Consider the following 16333-nt stretch of genomic DNA (forward strand, 5'->3'; position numbering starts at 1 on the left):
GTAGTTCTCGCCGACGCCCCGCGCGCTTTGGAGGTGGGTTCGGAAACCGGAGCCACGACGCTCGCCGAAGGTGTAGATTGGCAGCCCCGTCCCTGTGGAGGAACCTGAAGTGTCGTTCGCCCAGCGCTTCATCGGCGCGGAGACCCTTCCCTCCAGGATGTCTGAGGTCGACGTCCAGCAGTTCTTCAGCCTGAGCAAGAACGACATCTCTGCGGTCTGCGAGCGTTTCCGCGACGACCGCCGCGTCGCGGCAGCCATCCAATTGCTCTTTCTGCGGGCAAGTGGCCGTCCGATGGACCGATTTGCCACGGTACCAAAGGTCCTGCTGCGTTCTGTGTGCGAAGCGTTGAGATCGCCCAGCGTGAGCATCGCCAGCCTCCGGTCACTCTACGAACGTCGCCAGACGCTGTACGAGCACCAAGCCTGGGCTCGCACCTATCTTGGGCTGAACGACTTGGATGAGGTCCAGCGGCAGAAGCTCGAACAGGTTCTCGCGGTCGCTGCCCTGGAGGCCGCTCACCCGGACGACCTGGTGCGGACCGCCCGCATCTGGCTGTACGGCAGACGAATCATCATTCCAGGTTCACGCCGAATTGCCGACTGGGCCCGCAAGGCGTTCGACGCCACGGAGGCTGCGATGGCCGCAACGATCGAGACGGTGATTGGAAAGGCGGCGTTGCGCCAGGCCATCGATTGGGCCTATGCACCCTCCCCCGCAGCATCAGGCAGCCACCTGGAGTGGCTCAAGACACCGCCCCAGCGTCACTCGCCGAGCACGATCGCGGAGACTCTGGAGAAGATCCGCGCCCTCAAGGCATTGTGGGTGCATAACTGGGCGCTGGATTCGATAGCCCTGAGCAAGCAACAGGCCTATGCGGCTCACGTCGTGATGCGCCGCCCATCGATGACCGCGCGCATCGAACAGCGACGCCAGGCTGTGGAGGTCGTCTGCTTCCTGCGCGCGACGCTCATGGAGTTGACTGACATCGCGCTGCTGCAGGCATCGCGCCGCAGCCAGGAATTGTTTCGCCATGCTGCGGAGCGTGTCCACCAGAGTCGGGCCCGAAGCAACGGCGCGACTCTGCGGCAGGCCGTCAGAGCGAGGGCCGTGCTTCGCGACGAGACGAAGTCGTGGCGCGATCGTGTGCTCGAAGCTCGAACCCTCCTCGACGAAATCAGCGACGCGGGCGCCACCTCGTTTGCCTCGCAAGTTCGTCGAGCTCTTGCGGAGGACAGCCGCCGTGTTCATGCGCACCTGGCAGGACTTCGAGACATCGACTTTGCCGGAAGGCCAGGTGACTTGGCTTACGAGCAATGGCAGGCGTGGATCAAGCTTCAGGAGATCGGCAGCCGGGAGATTCCACCGGACTTCAAACTTCCACCGGTAGGCCTCACATGGAGCGCGATCGTCACCGACCTGGATCCTCGGTCCCGCTATCGTGCGTTCGAGGCCAGCACGATGATGGCCCTGCGCAAGAGCTTGCGGCGCGGCAGCGTGTGGGTAAGTCATTCGATCGGTCACCGCTCCAGCCAATCCATGCTCCTCGTCGACGCGGAATGGATGAGGTTCAAGGAGCAGCATTTTCAGATCCTTGGTCTGCCGCCGCAGGCCAGCGAGTTCCTGGGGCCAATCCTGGCCACGATGTCGGTCGGCATGTACGCGCTTGCGGAAGCGGTCGAGCGCGGGAAGGTGAACATCGACGCCAAGGGGCTGGTGCATTTGCCGCCGATCAATGCGTTGGACGAGGAGATTGAACCTCGGAAGACCAGAGAGGCCGTCTTCAAGCGCATCGGACGTGTGCAGTTGCCCGACGTGCTGATGGAGGTCGACGCGGCGACGCACTTCAGCGAGGCGCTGCTGGCCCGCCGCCCCGAGTCTGGCCATGAACTGCTGGCAGTCTATGGCGCGCTACTTGCCCATGGGAGCGACAACGACGCCACCGGGGTGGGATCAATGATTCCTGGTCTTGATCCAGCGCATATTGCCGCGGCCATGCGGGCCATCGAATTCAGTGGCCGCCTGCGGCGGGCCAACGAACGGGTCTCGGAGTACCAGAACTCCTTGCCGGTCGCCGCCTTGTGGGGAGACGGCACGAAAGGGTCAGCGGACATGATGGCCATGGATGCGAGCCGGCACTTATGGACTGCCAGGGTTGATCCGAGGCGCCGGACCTACGCCGCCGGGCTGTACACCCACGTCCGGGACCGCTGGGGGCTCTTCTACGATCAGCCAATTGTGTTGAACGAACGACAGGCGGGGGCCGCCGTCGAAGGCGTCGAGCAACACAATCGCAGCGAGGATCGCATTCGCGTCTCCCTGTTGGCCGTAGACACCCATGGCATGACCAGCGTAGCCCTGGCCATCGCAAAGCTCCTGGGGTTCGACCTGTGCCCAAGACTGAAGGACCTCAGAGAGCGAAGGCTGTTTGTTCCGAGGGGATGGTCGGTGCCCGACAACCTGGAGAGGGCCTCTGTGCGCCGGGTGTCTCTGAAAGCCATCGAACGCGGCTGGGATGATCTTGTGCGGCTTGTGGCATCCATTCGCGCTGGCAAGGTGTCCGCGGCACACGCCATTCATCGGCTGGGATCGGCCGCCATCGGCGATCCATTGCACCATGCGGCTGATCACCTGGGAAGTCTCCTGCGAACGCTGTTCCTGTGCGACTACCTGACGATCACCGACTTCCGACGCGAAATCCTCACGCTACTCAGCCGGGGCGAATCGGTGCATCAACTCCAGCGTGCAATCCACGGCGGACAGATCGCGCAGGACCGGGGACGGCGCAGGCAGGAGATGGTGGCCATCTCTGGCGCGCACGCCCTGCTCACGAACATCGTGCTCGCCTGGAACACCAGCCGCATGGACAGCGTTGTTGCCCGTCTCAGGGAATCTGGCTTGCCGATGGAGGACGACTGGCTTCGTCGGATCGGACCCGCTCACTTTTCACACATCAACTTCCGCGGAACGTACCGGTTCAACCTCGAGAAATATGGGCATCTGCTGGTCGAGCACCGCGCGGATAAGGCCGCGCTCTGAACCATCGCCTGAGCCCACGAAGTGGGGTGTTCTCACGCATGCCAGGCCTGGGGCCGAAGCGGAACCTCCCTCCGAGCATCCCAGCGTCTCGCTCCCACGGCGCTGGTGGGCGACCGTGTCAATTTGGACTGAACGTACTGCCCTGCTCCCGAACGGCACTTTTGCAAGTGCTTGTCGTGATTGATGTTTTTGGGGGAGACCGTGTCAGTTTGTCGAGAAAATACGATTACCCCGGGTCGGACGAGCGCTGCATTCGACGAGCGGTCCACTGCGTCCACGACATCGTCGGTGCCGCTGGCGAATGGGAGGTTGCGGGCGATGAAACCCCATCCACGACTGCTCATCTGCGTGGCCACCGCCATGGCGGGGCAAGGCGCGGCCGCAGTCTCGTTGCAACCGTCGGATCTGGAACTCACGGCGGTCTACTGCGCAGGCGTGCTTCAGAACAGGCTTCGCTTGACGAGCAGTCGCAGCCCGGGCAAGCGCGAGCGCCGCACTGCGCAGCGACCTGGAGCGCCTGGGGGACTTCATCCGACCCGGCTGCCCACCCTGGATGCGACGCGCCTGGCGATCGCCAGGCGACGTGCCAACGACGATTTCATGACCTGGCATGCCGACGCCGAGGCATGCAGGCTGAAGTGTGCGGGAGACGGAGAACGCGCTGGCAGCGAGAAGCGACGCAGCTGCCGGTCAGAGTGCTCGCGCACCGGTGCCACGTTCGAGCGCATGCGGATCTGCAGCACGATCGATTGGCTGCCGCCATGAGCGCAGTCTTCAACCACAGTCGAACGCGATCCTGCATTTCGCCGGGTCGGGGTCGACGTCGCGAATCTCCATGCTCACGCGGGTGCCGCGCCCCTCGACGGACGCGATCGTCAGCCGGGTGTTGAGCGCGGCCGCCAGGCGCGTGACCAGCGACAGGCCGATGCCCATGCCGTCAGGCGCCAGCTTGGTGGCGGCGTCGACCCGGTAGAACTCCGAAAAGACCTGCTGGATCTGATCGGCCGGGATCCCGATGCCCTGGTCCCACACCTCCACGCGCACCCGACCCGCACGCATCCGCGCAGACAGAAGGATCTTGGTCCCGGGGTGGCTGTACTTGATGGCGTTGGCGAGCACATTGCCGATCATGCGTTGCAGGCGCGCGGCATCGGTCTGCAGCATCGCGTCGACGACGCGCACGCGCAATTCGATGCCCTTCTCCCTGGCCAGCGGATCGGCGGTGGACACCAGGGCGGCGATGACGTCGGCGATGCGCGTCGGCCCGATCGCCAGATGCACCTCCCCGGCGTCGAACTTGGACAGGTCGAACAACGAGTCGAACAGGCCGTTGACGGCCTGGCTTGCGCGATGGATCTTGGGCGCGAGCTCGAGGTGCATGTCCGGGTAGGCCTCGAGGTGCTCTGCGTAGATCGCCAGCGCCACGGCAGGCTGGCGGATGTCGTGCGTGGCGGCGGCGAGAAACCGGTTCTTCGTCTGGACGGCTTCGACCGCTTCTCGCTTCTGGGCGGCCAGGTCGAAGACGAGTCCATAGTGCTCGCGCTGGGTTCGGTGGATCTCGCGGGTCATCCGGCGGGTGAGCGCCCATTGAAGAATCGCCAGCGGGAGGAACCAGACGGCCGTGTGCGACGAGGGGGACGGGTCCTGTGCGGCGACCAGCAGCATGCAGACCAGCGCCGACGCGAAGAACGCCGTGGTGTACACGCGACCCAACGCCGGAAGCAGCGCCAGCCGGGGCGTCGGCACGTACATCATCCCCGCCAGGATCGACCAGCAGGCGAACTCCCCGATGTCGCCGAGGCGATCGAAGAAGAGCAGGACCGAGCTGCCCAGGCCGATGGCCAGCACCAGGTAGACCGGCCGGATGTCGCGCACGAAACCCAGCTGGACCTCGGTCGAGGCATCCTGGAGATGGCGCACGAAGTTGGTCTCGGCCAGATGGCGCAGGATGTAGCACGCAGCCACGACCGTGATCCACGGCATGACCTGCTGCAGCGGGATCACTCGCACGCACAGGGAGGCCATGACGACGCACAGAAGGAGGCCGAGCAGGACTTGGCCGATCGACTCGCGCATGTACCGGTTGATCAGGCTGCGGCGGATGAACTCTTCGCGCTCATCGAGCGGGGGGTCCGCCGCGACGAGCGGACCGGAGGCAAGCGATGGGAAGCAGGCCACGGCGATCGGCGGTCGGGTCGGAGAGACTTCGGACTGTCGTGGCATCGTGGCACAGTTTAGAGCCAGCCGGAAAAGAACGTTACGGTTCGTTTCTGGAGGGTTCTGGTGTTCGGTCCCACTCGGCCCGCGAGTCGCTCGCCGGGCCCAGGCTACTCGATCACCTGTCGAGCGCTGACCGGCTCGTGGATGGGGCAGCCGTTGGCGGCGCTCCGGAACGCGAGGCGGGGTACTGCCTTGCGTGCACGGATCACGCCACCCAACGGTCGATGCGCCTCGAGGCCATGCCAGGGATCGAACGACAGGCCATCATCGACAACCTGCGAGCGCTCCTCGCTCCAACCTGTCTGGCTGCCGATGCGCACGCGCGCGACGACGACATACGGACTCAGGTCCTCTGGCCATTCGACCGACGCGTCCTCGATCGGCATCTTCTCCAGGTCGGTGTTCAACTGCACCCGCAGCTCACTCGCCAGCGTTCGACCCCGAAGAAGTCGTTCGACGATCGGTGCAGGCCGTCCGGGTCATCGGCGAGTTCTTCGGGCAGCGCCTTTTCCTTCAGCAAGGTCAGCGAGGGCGAGACGGGCACCAGTGACAGCTTGGCGATGGAGTCGCCGTAGCGCTGAGGGACCTTGGTCGGAGGACTTAGGAACGGCGAAGGTCAGATCGATCGCACCAGGGCTTGGGGCTCTTCATTGCAAGACGAACTGCGCAGTCCCACGGTGGAGACCTGACCGGCCAGCCTACGCCTCAGCGGATCTGTTTCACGATGACAGTTCCAAGATCGTGACCTGTGTCTGGTGAAGAAAGATAAATGGCGCGAGTCGCCTCGGATGCCTAACACGTGCTCGCGAAGATTTCTTCGCTGCGCAAGGCGCCGCTGGGCCGCAGTAGACCCAGATCGCGAGCACGCCAGCGCGAGGACCCGGGCCTGAGGTGTGTCGGATCTGCGATCTGCCTGGATTCCAATCGAGTCGGGAGCGAGTGGCGGAAAGGGCCTGGCCGGCATCGCTGACTTCCACGTCCAGCGGTGACCTTCAATGCGCCAATTGCCTAGAGTTTTGCGAGCCGAGGTGGACCCCGATCGCCCAGGCGACTGACCAGGAGAGCGCTCCGCTCTGCACTCCCAGAGCCTTCAACGCCACGCCGGAGGACCATATTGAGGGGAAAGCACGGCGCATCTCTTCTGCGATCTCACGGAGGTTTTGCTCTTGACCCTTCCCCGCAACCTCCCTAACAAGATCCATCGAGAACCCCGGAAATATCGGGTCGATGGCAGCGATGCACTCATTGAGTAGAAACGGCAGCGCTGTAGTGCGCGCTGAGGAAAATGATCGCCAGTGCCTTCGCCGAACTCGAGTGCGGGTGGCTGCGCACGTGGCTAAGCGCCTGCTCACACTAGCTTCCGTTCATGGCAGTTTTCGGGCTTTTGGCCTCTCCCAGTTGAAATTTTGCGCGTCAGCGAGAGCCCTGCGCGACTCCAAAAAAATACGGCCACTGAGGACCCTCACTGTCCTCAAGAGGAAGCATGAATCGGATGTTGAGCATGTGGCGTGAACCGGGCCTGAACGCGAGAAAGCCCAGGCCCGAACAGGTGTCGATTGCCGCCGGTTGCACACCGACAACAGGCAAGGCGTAGCCTGCACGTTGATGGTCCGCTGGCGCTGGTAGAGGACGCTGCGGCAACCCACTCATTGAGAGGGGGCCCTTGATGCCGGCGGCCCATCGCGTCCACCCGGTGCGCTCTTTCGCGGTCATGCCCGGCAGTCGAGTCTCGGCTGCATCTGCAGGCGCGGGTTCGCGGCCGTTATCGGTGGTGGCCTACGACAAAGCGGCCGCCGCCTGTCATGCTCGCGAAATGAGCAAGTTCCAACAAAGCGATCTTGCCTAGCGAGTCCACCTGCAGCTTGACCGGCCCCAAGAAGAGCGCCCTCCCCGCCAAGATCGCGCCCGAGCTTGCAACGCTGGTCGACGGGCCGCCCAGCACCGGCGACGACTGGATGCTGGAGATGAAGTTCGACGGGTACCGCATGCTGCGGCAGAAGCCGGGCTCGGCGCACCTGTTCGAGGCAGCCAATGGTGTGCGGACGGACAACAGTTGACTCTCGCCAGGCAGTTCCCAACAATGACCGCTGATGTCTGAGGAGTACTTGCAAGAACGCACGTCGCGGCAGTTACCCCAGTCCGGATTCCATTTCGTGCGGCTGCAGCAACGATGCTGATCGCATGCGTGACGCTCGCGGGTGCGCAAACGGACCTGCAGCGTTACAACGACCTCATCGCGCGCTGCAATGATGGTTCGCTGCCAACCCCGCCACGCAATGCGTGCGAGCGCGCGGGGGGTACTCGGCAGACCCCCAGACAGATAACAGGTCCTCCGTGATCTCACCCAGCGGCGCGTCGAGGGAAGGCACCGACTCCAGCACCCTCACACCTCGCCGGACAGCCGCGTGGTCATCGTTCCTCCGGCTGGCTCCGCGCCGCCGGCTGACGCCGTGACCCAATAGGCGCGGCGCGATTCACACCGCCGACCGTGGGCGGTCGAAGGCTCACGGCACCGGCTTCGCCGAGAACGCCGCGACATCGCCAGGCTTGCGCAGCATCTTGTCGACGTCCGCGGCGTGCAACTCCTCGGCGTGGATCATCTGGCGCGCGAACTCCTCCAGTGCCACGGAGCGGTCTTCCACCAGCGACAGAAGTTCGCGATACAGGGCCAGCGCACGCGCCTCGTTGTCGAGCGATTCGCGCAGCATGGCGGCGATGTCGTGCTGGTGCGAATCGAGCAGCGACCCGATAGCGAGCGAAGGGTACTCGCCGAGCGTGGTGATCCATTCGCCAACCTGCTGCGCATGCAGCAGCGATTCGTTGGCCTGTTCGCGCAGCCACGAGACGATGGGAATCCGGCCGAATCCGAACACCAGGAAGGAGTAGTGGGTGTAGCGCACCACGCCTGCCAGCTCGGCTTCGAGCAGCCGGTTGAGCACGGAGACGACCTTTGCTTGATCGAGCTTTTCCATGTCAGTGCCCGCGGAGGGTTGAGGATAGGAAATTATGCGCCTCGCTCCCGTGCTCCCGTGAGGCCGCATTTTTGGTTGTCATACAACCAGGCCATCAAAACAAGCACAGCTCCCTCTGACCAATCAGGCAGCCGACCCTGGCCGGAACTTTGCTGGACCGCACACCCCCAACTTCTGGATGCTCTCCCACCCCCTTCGGCGCGCGCTTCTCCGGGTTCCAAAAGCAAGCGGGCGCGATCGGCGACAACCATGACCGTGTCAATCTGTCGAAAAATGCGAGTACCCCGATCCATTGACCACATTCCAGTTGTCGATGAAGTCTCGAGCTTTCGTGCACATCGCGAGTCGCGCGCTAACGGGGTCGAGGCGCGACGTGGAGACAGCGCCACTCGGCACTTCTGCTGGCCCTTCCAATGAAGATCTGCGTGCCCGGAGAACGCTTCGCCCGGGCTCTCAGTCTTGACGCGCACCACCGATCCTCTGTACTCAAACTCCGAGTCGTGCTCGTTCAAGATGTCGCTGATGGTGGCCCTCCCGGGAGCCTGCGCGGCCAAGAAAAAGCCCACCGAAGCTGGCAAGACCAAAAGTGGTTGGCGGAGAACTCATGATGGAGGGCGCTCCTGAACTGAAGCTAAACCTCCCAGACGGTCAGGGCGGGACTGTTGCTCCACGATTGGCGAAAGGGAGCATGGCGCCAAGCCTGACGGGTTGAATTGCAGGCATCAGTCTCAGCGCTGCCGAGACTTTCGGCGGCGACGCAGCCGTGCTGCCGGTTGTGAGCGCTCGAACTACCGCTAGAGGCCGGCAGCGACGGCAGTCGCGACTACCAGAGCCTCCACCAGGGTCGACGCGTACGCATGTGCAGTGGTCGAAGGTCGAGGCTGTCGACGATGCTTGCCGCCGCACCGAAGCGGTTGGCCGGTTCGGGATGCTCATCCGATGAGCCGCGATCGTCTCGGGTCGCGTCATGCATCGAACGCGGGGCTTGCGGGTTCAGCGAAGCGGAGACGGTGTCTGGAGCGGGCATGACAGTAAAGTTGGCAGGAGCTTCGTGGGCCTGGCACGCGCCCCATCGCTCCAAAGGCCTGTGGGTTGCATGGCAGACGAGCGAACCAAAACCGACTCCTGCGCAACGCCTGCGTGCATTTTGTGCGGGCCTTCGGCATCAGCGCGGCGGCATGGAATGAGGCGTTGACCACTACAGACTGTCTAGAAACTCTCCGACCGTAGCCGTGCAATGGTCGAATCCCGGCGTGTAGTCCAGCGTAGCGATGGCATTGAACGCGGCGCGCAAGCCGGCATGCGGCTCCCGAATCTGGGCCAGGAACGCAGCCCGATGGCGCAGCAGGAACGGTGTCGCAGCCAGAAGTGGCACGGGCTCCCGCTCGATCACGAGCGCAAAGTCGAACAGATCGCGCGCCGTGACACGATCGCCACGGTGGTACATCTTCTTGGCAATGATCTCAGCGGCCGTCTCCACTCTCACGGAGCGGCCGCCGATGTCCCAGTCTCCCAAGCATCGGCCAGCAAGTTGGGAGCGGCCACGAAGTCGACCTCCCCCTCCTCGAACTGCAGCTTGACGAAGGCGCCGGGCTGCTCCGTGTAGTCCTGAGTAAGGTCTGCCGCCGTGTCGCTCAACCGAGGCGTGACAAAGCCGAGGTACTGCGGATCAGGCACAAAGATGTCGATGTCCTTACTCAACCGATGGCGGTGACGGAACATCAGCACAGTCCCACCGCCGAAGGTCCAAAACGGATCCGCGATGCCGCCGTACCGGCTGATCTCGTCGATCAGCGCCAGCGCGAGCGGGAACAGTTTTCCCAGGGACCGCCGGGCAACGACCCGGATTTCATGCCCACAGCGCCCGCCGGTGCACGGACAAGGATTCGGCGAGTTTTGCCACGTTTCGCCAGACCTGTCGAGGAGGCAGATGTGCGCGTGAGGCCGCCTCTTCCACCGCCATCACGACGATGGGCACGGGCGCTTCATCGAGCAAATGGGTCAAGTGCGGGGCAAAGGAGGGTGGCACGTCACCGCTCGCCAGGGCCTGCTCGAGCGCCTCGGGGGCCAGTTCGCGGGCATAGCTGACGCTGGCCGTCTTGGCCGCCATCCACAGGCCGCGCTTCTTGCGCCGCGCCTGCGTATCCGGTGTTGGACTGTCCAGACCCAACACCGCCATCACCTGCCCCACGCGGTTGACGCCCAGGTCGCTGAGCGCGCCGTTTTCCAGGCCAACCAAGGTTTGACGAGACAGGCCGGTCAGATGCGCCAGTTGCGCTTGGGACAAGCCCAACTCAGCGCGCCGCGCTCGCACTGCATGGCCGATGTCGACAAGGTTCATGACAGACAGGATCGAAGATTGTCCAAAATATTGGACATATTACGCCTGCCTCGCCCTCCCCGCAAGGAGGCTGCTTGGGCCTCTTCCCCCTCCTGATCAAGTGCAGAGGTGGTGACGTGTCTTCGTCGCGGCGAACAATTGCGCTAACGGCATGTCGACCAGGCGCTGGTGGAAGCCGGCTTCCCCACAAGCAGCGTGCGCTGACCAAGGAGCCGCTGGCGGCAGTTTTGGAGTCCTGCGACGACTCGCTCAAGGGCAAGCGCGATCGCGCCCTGCTCCTCTTCGCTTGGGCGTCGGGCGGGCGCCGGCGCTCGGAAGTCTCAGAGGCTGTATTCGAGAACCTGCACCGCGGGGATGAAGGCGCCTATCTGTACACGCTGGCGAGCTCGAAGACGAACCACAACGGGAAGATCCGCCCGGAGGACGTGAAGCCGGTGGTGGGGTCGGCCGCCGTGGCACTGGACGCCTGGCTCAAGGCAAGCGGCATCAGCTCGGGGCCGCTCTTCCGGCGCATCCTCAAGAACGGGAAGCTCGGCACCGACGGGCTCTCCGGGACGGCGGTGCGGGACATCGTGAAGGCGCGGTGTGCGCTCGCAGGGGTGGGAGAGGATTTCTCGGCGCATTCGTTGCGCTCGGGGTTCGTCACAGAGGCTGGAAGACAAAACATGCCGCTGCAGGAAACGATGGCGATGACGGGGCATCGGAGCACGGACACCGTGGCGGGGTATTTTCGGGCGGGCGCCGCTCAGGTGAGCGCGGTGGCTCGGATGATGGATTCGGGGAAGCGTGGCCCAGTCGAGAGTTGAACTCATCTCGGGTGCGAACCATGGCCCTGGCCCGAGATGGGGCCCTCGAGGGCTTAGGTTAGCAGCGGCAAGGGCCGGCCCGCGGACAAGCCCCGCGCCATCAAGCGAACCACACGGGCGCCGAAGGTGGCGGAAAATTGCTGTGCGCCGGTCTCACCCGCTCGCCCGCTTCCTTGGAGTATGCGCAAGCCGCTCGCAAGCGCAGAATCGCCCGATCTGCACAGCCAGGAGCGACCATGAACTTGATCCGCGCCGTTGTTTGTGTGTTCCCCCCTTTCGTGTTGGCCGCATGCGGGGTCACTCACGAAACATCCGTACTTGTTGGAACCCCTCGCACTCCAACCACGTCTGAGCAGGTCAGGCTGTACACCTCGCCACCGAAGAAGTACACGGATATCGCACTCATTTGTTCGGATGCGGCGTATGACTACATGGACACTCAGGCGTGGCTGGAAACGGCCGTATTCAATGCCAAGACGGAGGCAGCAAAAATCGGAGCAAATGGCATCTTGCTCAACCGGCTCGGAGGCTTTCGGTTCGGCGGTTCCAGTTTCTTCCTCCTCCAGCCTTCGCTTGCCCGCGACGAGTTGGTCTCGGGCAAGGCAATCTACGTCGTTGAGGAATAGGAAGCCCGAGCAGTGATGCAGCATGTTGGGGCCGGTCCTTTGACCTCGTCGTGTTGCTCGGGCGGCACCGGCAGCTCGACGGCGTCTTGCCAGAGCTCGGGTTGCAGCACCGCAAGTGCCTCACTGCGACCACCAAACCCGGCGCTGAACTCGGCCAGCTGCGTGGCCAGCGAGCTCATCTGCTGGTTCGCCTGGGAGCGCAGCGCATGGAAGGCCTGCGCGACCTCCAACAGCATGTCCTTGAGCACCTCGACGTCGTCGGGCAAGCTCGCTCGATCGACGGGGGCAGCCAGCAGTTGCATGGGTGCCAATGATCGCAGTGTGCGCGAGCTTCGGACAGTCGGTGAACCGCGCATGCAGCAGTTGCGTGGAGTCCTGTCGAAACCAAGCTCCGATGGGGTCACGCTGCAGTGACGTGGAGACGCATGCCCGTGGCAGCCAGCACTTTGTACAGCGTATCTAGGCGTGGGTTGCCCGCATCGCCCAGGGCACGGAAGAGCGACTTTTCGCCCACTCCTGCGCGGCGTGCTACGTCCGCCATTCCCTGTGCACGCGCCACATCGCGCAGCGCTGCTCGCAGAGTTGCCACATCGCCGTCTGCAAGCACCGCCTCCACATAGGCAGCCCGCGCATCGGCGGTTTGAAGAAATTCCCCCACGACCTCATCCAGATGACGGCCAGCAGGTTTCTTGCTCGTTGACATCATGCGTTCTTTTCCTTCCAGTCCTTCAAATACGCGGCTGCCTGGGCAATGGCTGCCTTTTGATCCGCTTTGCTGCTCCCGGCCAACAGAAGCAGAACCAAGGGGCCGACTGTCAGGCCCTTGTGCTTCAGCATCGCCGGCTCTCGGGCACCCTCGCAGGAGCCCTCTTATACCCCTCCTCGCTCCTTCCCTGCCGTGCGGCTTTTTCCCGGTCGGCGAGCGCGTCAAACCCGGCTCGGATCAAAACCCCCCGCTGCCCTCCCCGCTCATGCGCGAGTGCCTCGGGCCTGCTTCGCAGGTTAATAAACACAATTGTGTCCTTTGCAGAACTTCCGAATGTTGACGTCGACAAGTTCTGTAGCCCCTTCGGGTCTTCCAGCACAGGGGCACCGTGGGCTCCTTCGTGATGACGAATGCGCTGTTCGTTCAATGGGTCGATGCTTTGGTGCGCCTGGCGCACAAGCGCTCCGGGTGACACTGGTGGTGCTTGGAGATCAACCTGCCATCTCTCGCGTCGCAGCGTTGGACTCAATGGTCGATCTGGCTCATGTGATGAGTTCCGTCTGCATCGGATACCCAATTGCGGAAACGGGCTTTCCAAGGTCGTCTGGCGAATCACCACTGCTCGCCTCGAGGGCCATTCGATACCCCATCGCGCGATAGCCTCGCTGACGCTTGTCCCACATCCGCAGCAATGCCGGGTGCCCGGTATCGACGAAGTCGATGATCCGGACATCGGTCTTGCTTGCGTGTTCCCGGTGCAAGCGGCCCGCATACTGTTGCAGCGTGCCCTTCCAGGAAATCGGCATTGCCAGCACCAAGGTATCCAGCGGCGGATGATCGAAACCTTCTCCCACGAGTTTCCCGGTGGCCAGCAGGATGCGCGGCGCCTGCGGCGGTAGTGCGTCAATCTCTGCGATGATGGCGATACGCTGCTTCTTTGACATTCGACCGTGCAATACGAAGGGCGGTGGTCGCTGAGCTGCCAGTGAGGTGAGGATGGCCTCGAGGTGCTCCGTGCGCTCGGTCAGCACCAGGATCTTGCGGCCTTGCTGGAAGGCACTCATGACCTCGGCGGCGATGGCTTGCGTCCGGAGCAGGTCATTGGCAAGGTGCCGGAACACGTCCTGAATGCCCGCTGTGGTGGGTAGATCGATGCGGGAAAGCCGTGATCTCGGCAGAACCTCGAGTTCGTGCGGTGCGCTCGCCGGTCTCGCCGCCCTGTGCCGGATGGGACCGCACTGCAAGAAGATGATCGGCTGCTGGCCATCACGGCGAATCGGCGTAGCGGTCAGCCCCAGCACGAACTTCGCCTTGGTCCTTTTGAGTATGGCATCGAACGACGCGGCGCCCACATGGTGACATTCGTCGACGATGACATGTCCGTAGGTCTCGACAAGCGAATTGACCTCACCTTGACGGGACAGTGACTGCATCACGGCGATGTCGATCCTGCCGGTGGGGTTGGATTTTCCGCCACCAATGGTGCCGACCAAGCCCTTGCCTGCGCCTAGAAAGGCTTGCAGCCGCTCTTGCCATTGCTTGAGCAGTTCCGTTCGATGCACGAGTACCAGGGTGTTCACCCCGCGTCTGGCGATGAGGGCGGCTGCCATGACCGTCTTGCCGAACGCGGTCGGCGCGCACAGCACGCCCGCATCGTGACGTAGCATGGCCGATGCAGCCATTTCCTGGTCATCCCGCAAGGTGCCGATGAAGTTAACATCGATGAACTCCCCGCGACACCGAGCGTCCCGCACGTCGCGGCGAATACCGTTGTCCTTCAGCAGTGCCAGGGCGGCGTCGAGGCAGCCGCGCGGCAACGCGATGTGCTGCGGGTAGTTCTCGGCTTGCCCGATGACGCGCGGCTTGCCCCACACAGACATCCGCATGGCCTGGGCCTTGTAGAACTCGGGGTTCTGAAAGGCCGCCAGCCGGATCAGGCGATTGGCGAGCGCTTGGGGCAGCTCACTCTTCTCAAAATAGATCAGGTTGGACAGCGTCACGGTCAACGCCTCGGGCATCGTGCCCGCCAGCTTGGTTGATGTGGTGGCTTCGCGCTTCCATGGCGTGGCCAAGTCTTCGTCGTCGATGAAAGTCACGTCAAGGGGGTGAATGCCGCCAGTGGCACGGAGGATGGTCGGCTCGACGTCGTCCGGCTCCATGAGCTGAATGGACGCGAGGAACGCCCACTGGTCGCGGTGCGGACGCAGATCGGCATCGACGAAGACGCTACAGCCATTCTCACGCGGATGCTTTTGCAGCGGTAGGGCAATCAGGTTGCCGAAACCGCCTTTTGGCATCGTGTCCTGATTGGGAAAGAGGCGGTCGTAGGACGCCAGTTTGAGCTGCCGGGTTCGTGCGCAGGTGTGGCTGATGACGGCCGTCCCCAGGCACCGGGCATCCCGAGCTGAGATCCGCCCCGCAAAGAAGATCCAGGCATGCGCGCCCCGGCCAGAGCGTGAAATCTCCAGCGCCGCTGGCACGCCCAACTCGCTGCAGGCCTGCATGAACGCTCGGGCGTCTTCCTGCCAGTCGGCCTCGTCGAAATCCACAGCCAGAAAGTAGCAGGTATCGTCCTGTAGCAGCGGGTAGATCCCCACGGTGTGCTGACCGGCCAGATGGTCATAGATCACCGCATCGGACATGGGGATCAGCCGACGGTGGCTGCAGTCGGTGCATTTGATGCGCGGCTTTTCGCAGACACCGGCCTGCCACTCGTTGCCGCAGGCGGGCGCGTACCCCGATTTGCCTGAGGTCTTGGCCTCCCAGCGGACCGGATAGACATCCGTGCGGCCACGGAACAGCCGCCGGAACAGCGCCACCTTCTCCGCCGTGGACAGGCGTGACGGCTCGGATTCCGTTCGGGACTCGGGGGCTCGGGCCGTGTCTGTCGGCGCGGGCGATGATGGTGGGCGCCATTCGATTCCGTGCGATTCCAGCAACGCAACCAGTCGAACGTTCTCCGCGTGCAAGGCTGCGAACGCAGCGCGCTCATTCATCGTTGCCCCCATGCTGTGCGAGCAGGCTGTCCATGTCTTCACCGACACCGTAGCCGATGTCGTGACTGGCGTGGCGAACCGCATCCATGCGCGTCCACAGTGCCGGGCGTTGCGCCTGCGGCAATCCGGAAATGGCCTTCAGAGCCTCGCTGAACATCCGCACCAGGGCGCCGAAGTAGCCTTCGTCCTGCAGCCCGACGTCGCGACTGAAGCCAGATGCCTGCTCACAATAGAAGACCAGCAGTTCCGCCAGTCCTTCGGGGGTGCCCTGCGCCTTCCTGTAGTCCGCGATGGCCTTCTTGGCCTTCGCCACCGAACTGTCCTGTTTCTTGAACACGTCGGGCCAGAGCCAGCGATCGATGGTGGCTTTGTAGGGCTTGAGCACATCCTCGCCGAGGCCCAATCGGGTGTGCACAAAGTCCTGTGTATCTTTGCTGGCGGCGTAGAGGTCTTGCACCAGGGCGAGCAGGCCGGAACGGTCGAAGTCGGCCAGCTTTGCCTTGACGTCAGTCCACGATGGATTCGCTTTCTTCGTCGCCATGTGAGGGCTCGTTTTGCGAGGAGGAGTACGTTTCAGCGTATTGTGGCGTCTCGTTCTGGATCAGGTGACAAGCTTTCGCGGGAAGGCG

At 63.5% G+C, this 16333-nt stretch carries 17 protein-coding genes; 5 read left to right on the forward strand and 12 right to left on the reverse strand.

The genetic code is table 11. From position 1 onward, the window contains the following. Positions 1–109 precede the first annotated feature (109 nt). Both QTI17_RS31430 and QTI17_RS31435 read left to right on the forward strand, forming a co-directional pair. Positions 110–3037, forward strand: a complete 2928-nt coding sequence (locus tag QTI17_RS31430) for a Tn3 family transposase (protein WP_286537798.1) — start codon at positions 110–112, stop codon at positions 3035–3037. Between the two features lie 318 nt (positions 3038–3355). Then, a complete protein-coding gene (locus tag QTI17_RS31435) occupies positions 3356–3802 on the forward strand; it encodes a hypothetical protein (protein WP_286537799.1) in 447 nt (148 codons plus the stop codon). A 9-nt stretch (positions 3803–3811) separates the two neighbouring features. Here QTI17_RS31435 and QTI17_RS31440 read toward each other — a convergent pair whose 3' ends face one another. From QTI17_RS31440 to QTI17_RS31450, 3 genes are all read right to left on the reverse strand, one after another. Continuing rightward, a complete protein-coding gene (locus QTI17_RS31440; RefSeq protein ID WP_286537800.1) occupies positions 3812–5260 on the reverse strand; it encodes a sensor histidine kinase in 1449 nt (482 codons plus the stop codon). A gap of 104 nt (positions 5261–5364) precedes the next feature. After that, a complete protein-coding gene (locus QTI17_RS31445) occupies positions 5365–5670 on the reverse strand; it encodes a catalase family protein (RefSeq protein ID WP_286537801.1) in 306 nt (101 codons plus the stop codon). Beyond that, a complete protein-coding gene (locus QTI17_RS31450; protein ID WP_286537803.1) occupies positions 5661–5801 on the reverse strand; it encodes a hypothetical protein in 141 nt (46 codons plus the stop codon). The genes QTI17_RS31445 and QTI17_RS31450 overlap by 10 nt, the downstream gene beginning before the upstream one ends. A 1318-nt stretch (positions 5802–7119) precedes the next feature. On the opposite strand from QTI17_RS31450, the gene QTI17_RS31455 reads away from it, so the two are divergent. After that, the gene (locus QTI17_RS31455) at positions 7120–7314 is read left to right on the forward strand and encodes a hypothetical protein (RefSeq protein ID WP_286537804.1); all 195 of its coding nucleotides are present in this window, start codon (positions 7120–7122) and stop codon (positions 7312–7314) included. Between the two features lie 447 nt (positions 7315–7761). On the opposite strand, the gene QTI17_RS31460 is transcribed toward QTI17_RS31455, so the two are convergent. The 4 genes from QTI17_RS31460 to QTI17_RS31475 form a co-directional block, all read right to left on the reverse strand. Next, positions 7762–8229 carry a ferritin-like domain-containing protein gene (locus QTI17_RS31460; protein ID WP_286537805.1) on the reverse strand — a complete coding sequence of 156 codons (468 nt, stop codon included), beginning with the start codon at positions 8227–8229 and terminating at the stop codon, positions 7762–7764. 1198 nt (positions 8230–9427) lie between these two features. Continuing rightward, positions 9428–9715 (reverse strand): nucleotidyl transferase AbiEii/AbiGii toxin family protein, encoded by a 288-nt coding sequence (locus QTI17_RS31465; protein ID WP_286537806.1) that lies wholly within the window; start codon positions 9713–9715, stop codon positions 9428–9430. Next, complete coding sequence (locus tag QTI17_RS31470) at positions 9712–9951, reverse strand: hypothetical protein (protein ID WP_286537807.1); 240 nt, start codon at positions 9949–9951, stop codon at positions 9712–9714. The genes QTI17_RS31465 and QTI17_RS31470 overlap by 4 nt, the downstream gene beginning before the upstream one ends. 127 nt (positions 9952–10078) lie before the next feature. Continuing rightward, the gene (locus QTI17_RS31475; RefSeq protein WP_286537809.1) at positions 10079–10570 is read right to left on the reverse strand and encodes a helix-turn-helix domain-containing protein; all 492 of its coding nucleotides are present in this window, start codon (positions 10568–10570) and stop codon (positions 10079–10081) included. Positions 10571–10644: 74 nt separating this feature from the next. Between QTI17_RS31475 and QTI17_RS31480 the strand changes: the two genes are divergently transcribed. Both QTI17_RS31480 and QTI17_RS31485 read left to right on the forward strand, forming a co-directional pair. Beyond that, positions 10645–11376 (forward strand): site-specific integrase, encoded by a 732-nt coding sequence (locus QTI17_RS31480; RefSeq protein WP_353506747.1) that lies wholly within the window; start codon positions 10645–10647, stop codon positions 11374–11376. A 236-nt stretch (positions 11377–11612) separates the two neighbouring features. Next, positions 11613–12002: a hypothetical protein gene (locus QTI17_RS31485; protein WP_286537811.1), complete on the forward strand. Its 390-nt coding sequence runs from the start codon at positions 11613–11615 to the stop codon at positions 12000–12002. On the opposite strand, the gene QTI17_RS31490 is transcribed toward QTI17_RS31485, so the two are convergent. The 5 genes from QTI17_RS31490 to QTI17_RS31510 all read right to left on the reverse strand — a co-directional run bounded on the left by QTI17_RS31490 (position 11984) and on the right by QTI17_RS31510 (position 16245). Beyond that, entirely contained in the window at positions 11984–12304 is a 321-nt protein-coding gene (locus QTI17_RS31490; protein WP_286537812.1) for a hypothetical protein, read from the reverse strand. The genes QTI17_RS31485 and QTI17_RS31490 overlap by 19 nt on opposite strands. A gap of 98 nt (positions 12305–12402) precedes the next feature. Next, positions 12403–12705 carry an addiction module antidote protein gene (locus QTI17_RS31495; protein WP_286537814.1) on the reverse strand — a complete coding sequence of 101 codons (303 nt, stop codon included), beginning with the start codon at positions 12703–12705 and terminating at the stop codon, positions 12403–12405. Next, positions 12705–12839 (reverse strand): hypothetical protein, encoded by a 135-nt coding sequence (locus QTI17_RS31500; RefSeq protein WP_286537815.1) that lies wholly within the window; start codon positions 12837–12839, stop codon positions 12705–12707. The genes QTI17_RS31495 and QTI17_RS31500 overlap by 1 nt, the downstream gene beginning before the upstream one ends. Positions 12840–13250: 411 nt before the next feature. After that, positions 13251–15704, reverse strand: a complete 2454-nt coding sequence (locus QTI17_RS31505) for a TOTE conflict system archaeo-eukaryotic primase domain-containing protein (RefSeq protein WP_286537816.1) — start codon at positions 15702–15704, stop codon at positions 13251–13253. Continuing rightward, positions 15697–16245: a hypothetical protein gene (locus QTI17_RS31510; RefSeq protein ID WP_286537817.1), complete on the reverse strand. Its 549-nt coding sequence runs from the start codon at positions 16243–16245 to the stop codon at positions 15697–15699. Before QTI17_RS31510 ends, QTI17_RS31505 begins: the two co-directional genes overlap by 8 nt. Positions 16246–16333 lie beyond the last annotated feature (88 nt).

The sequence above is a fragment of the Variovorax sp. J31P179 genome, assembly GCF_030316985.1.
Lineage (GTDB): Bacteria > Pseudomonadota > Gammaproteobacteria > Burkholderiales > Burkholderiaceae_C > Variovorax > Variovorax ginsengisoli_B.

Bases quoted from the DNA above. Each gene is read 5' to 3' on its own strand.
- QTI17_RS31435 (WP_286537799.1), top strand. From the start codon at position 3,356: ATGAAACCCCATCCACGACTGCTCATCTGCGTGGCCACCGCCATGGCG.
- QTI17_RS31440 (WP_286537800.1), bottom strand. From the start codon at position 5,260: ATGCCACGACAGTCCGAAGTCTCTCCGACCCGACCGCCGATCGCCGTG.
- QTI17_RS31460 (WP_286537805.1), bottom strand. From the start codon at position 8,229: ATGGAAAAGCTCGATCAAGCAAAGGTCGTCTCCGTGCTCAACCGGCTG.
- QTI17_RS31470 (WP_286537807.1), bottom strand. From the start codon at position 9,951: ATGTTCCGTCACCGCCATCGGTTGAGTAAGGACATCGACATCTTTGTG.
- QTI17_RS31475 (WP_286537809.1), bottom strand. From the start codon at position 10,570: ATGAACCTTGTCGACATCGGCCATGCAGTGCGAGCGCGGCGCGCTGAG.
- QTI17_RS31485 (WP_286537811.1), top strand. From the start codon at position 11,613: ATGAACTTGATCCGCGCCGTTGTTTGTGTGTTCCCCCCTTTCGTGTTG.
- QTI17_RS31490 (WP_286537812.1), bottom strand. From the start codon at position 12,304: ATGCAACTGCTGGCTGCCCCCGTCGATCGAGCGAGCTTGCCCGACGAC.
- QTI17_RS31495 (WP_286537814.1), bottom strand. From the start codon at position 12,705: ATGTCAACGAGCAAGAAACCTGCTGGCCGTCATCTGGATGAGGTCGTG.
- QTI17_RS31500 (WP_286537815.1), bottom strand. From the start codon at position 12,839: ATGCTGAAGCACAAGGGCCTGACAGTCGGCCCCTTGGTTCTGCTTCTG.
- QTI17_RS31505 (WP_286537816.1), bottom strand. From the start codon at position 15,704: ATGAATGAGCGCGCTGCGTTCGCAGCCTTGCACGCGGAGAACGTTCGA.
- QTI17_RS31510 (WP_286537817.1), bottom strand. From the start codon at position 16,245: ATGGCGACGAAGAAAGCGAATCCATCGTGGACTGACGTCAAGGCAAAG.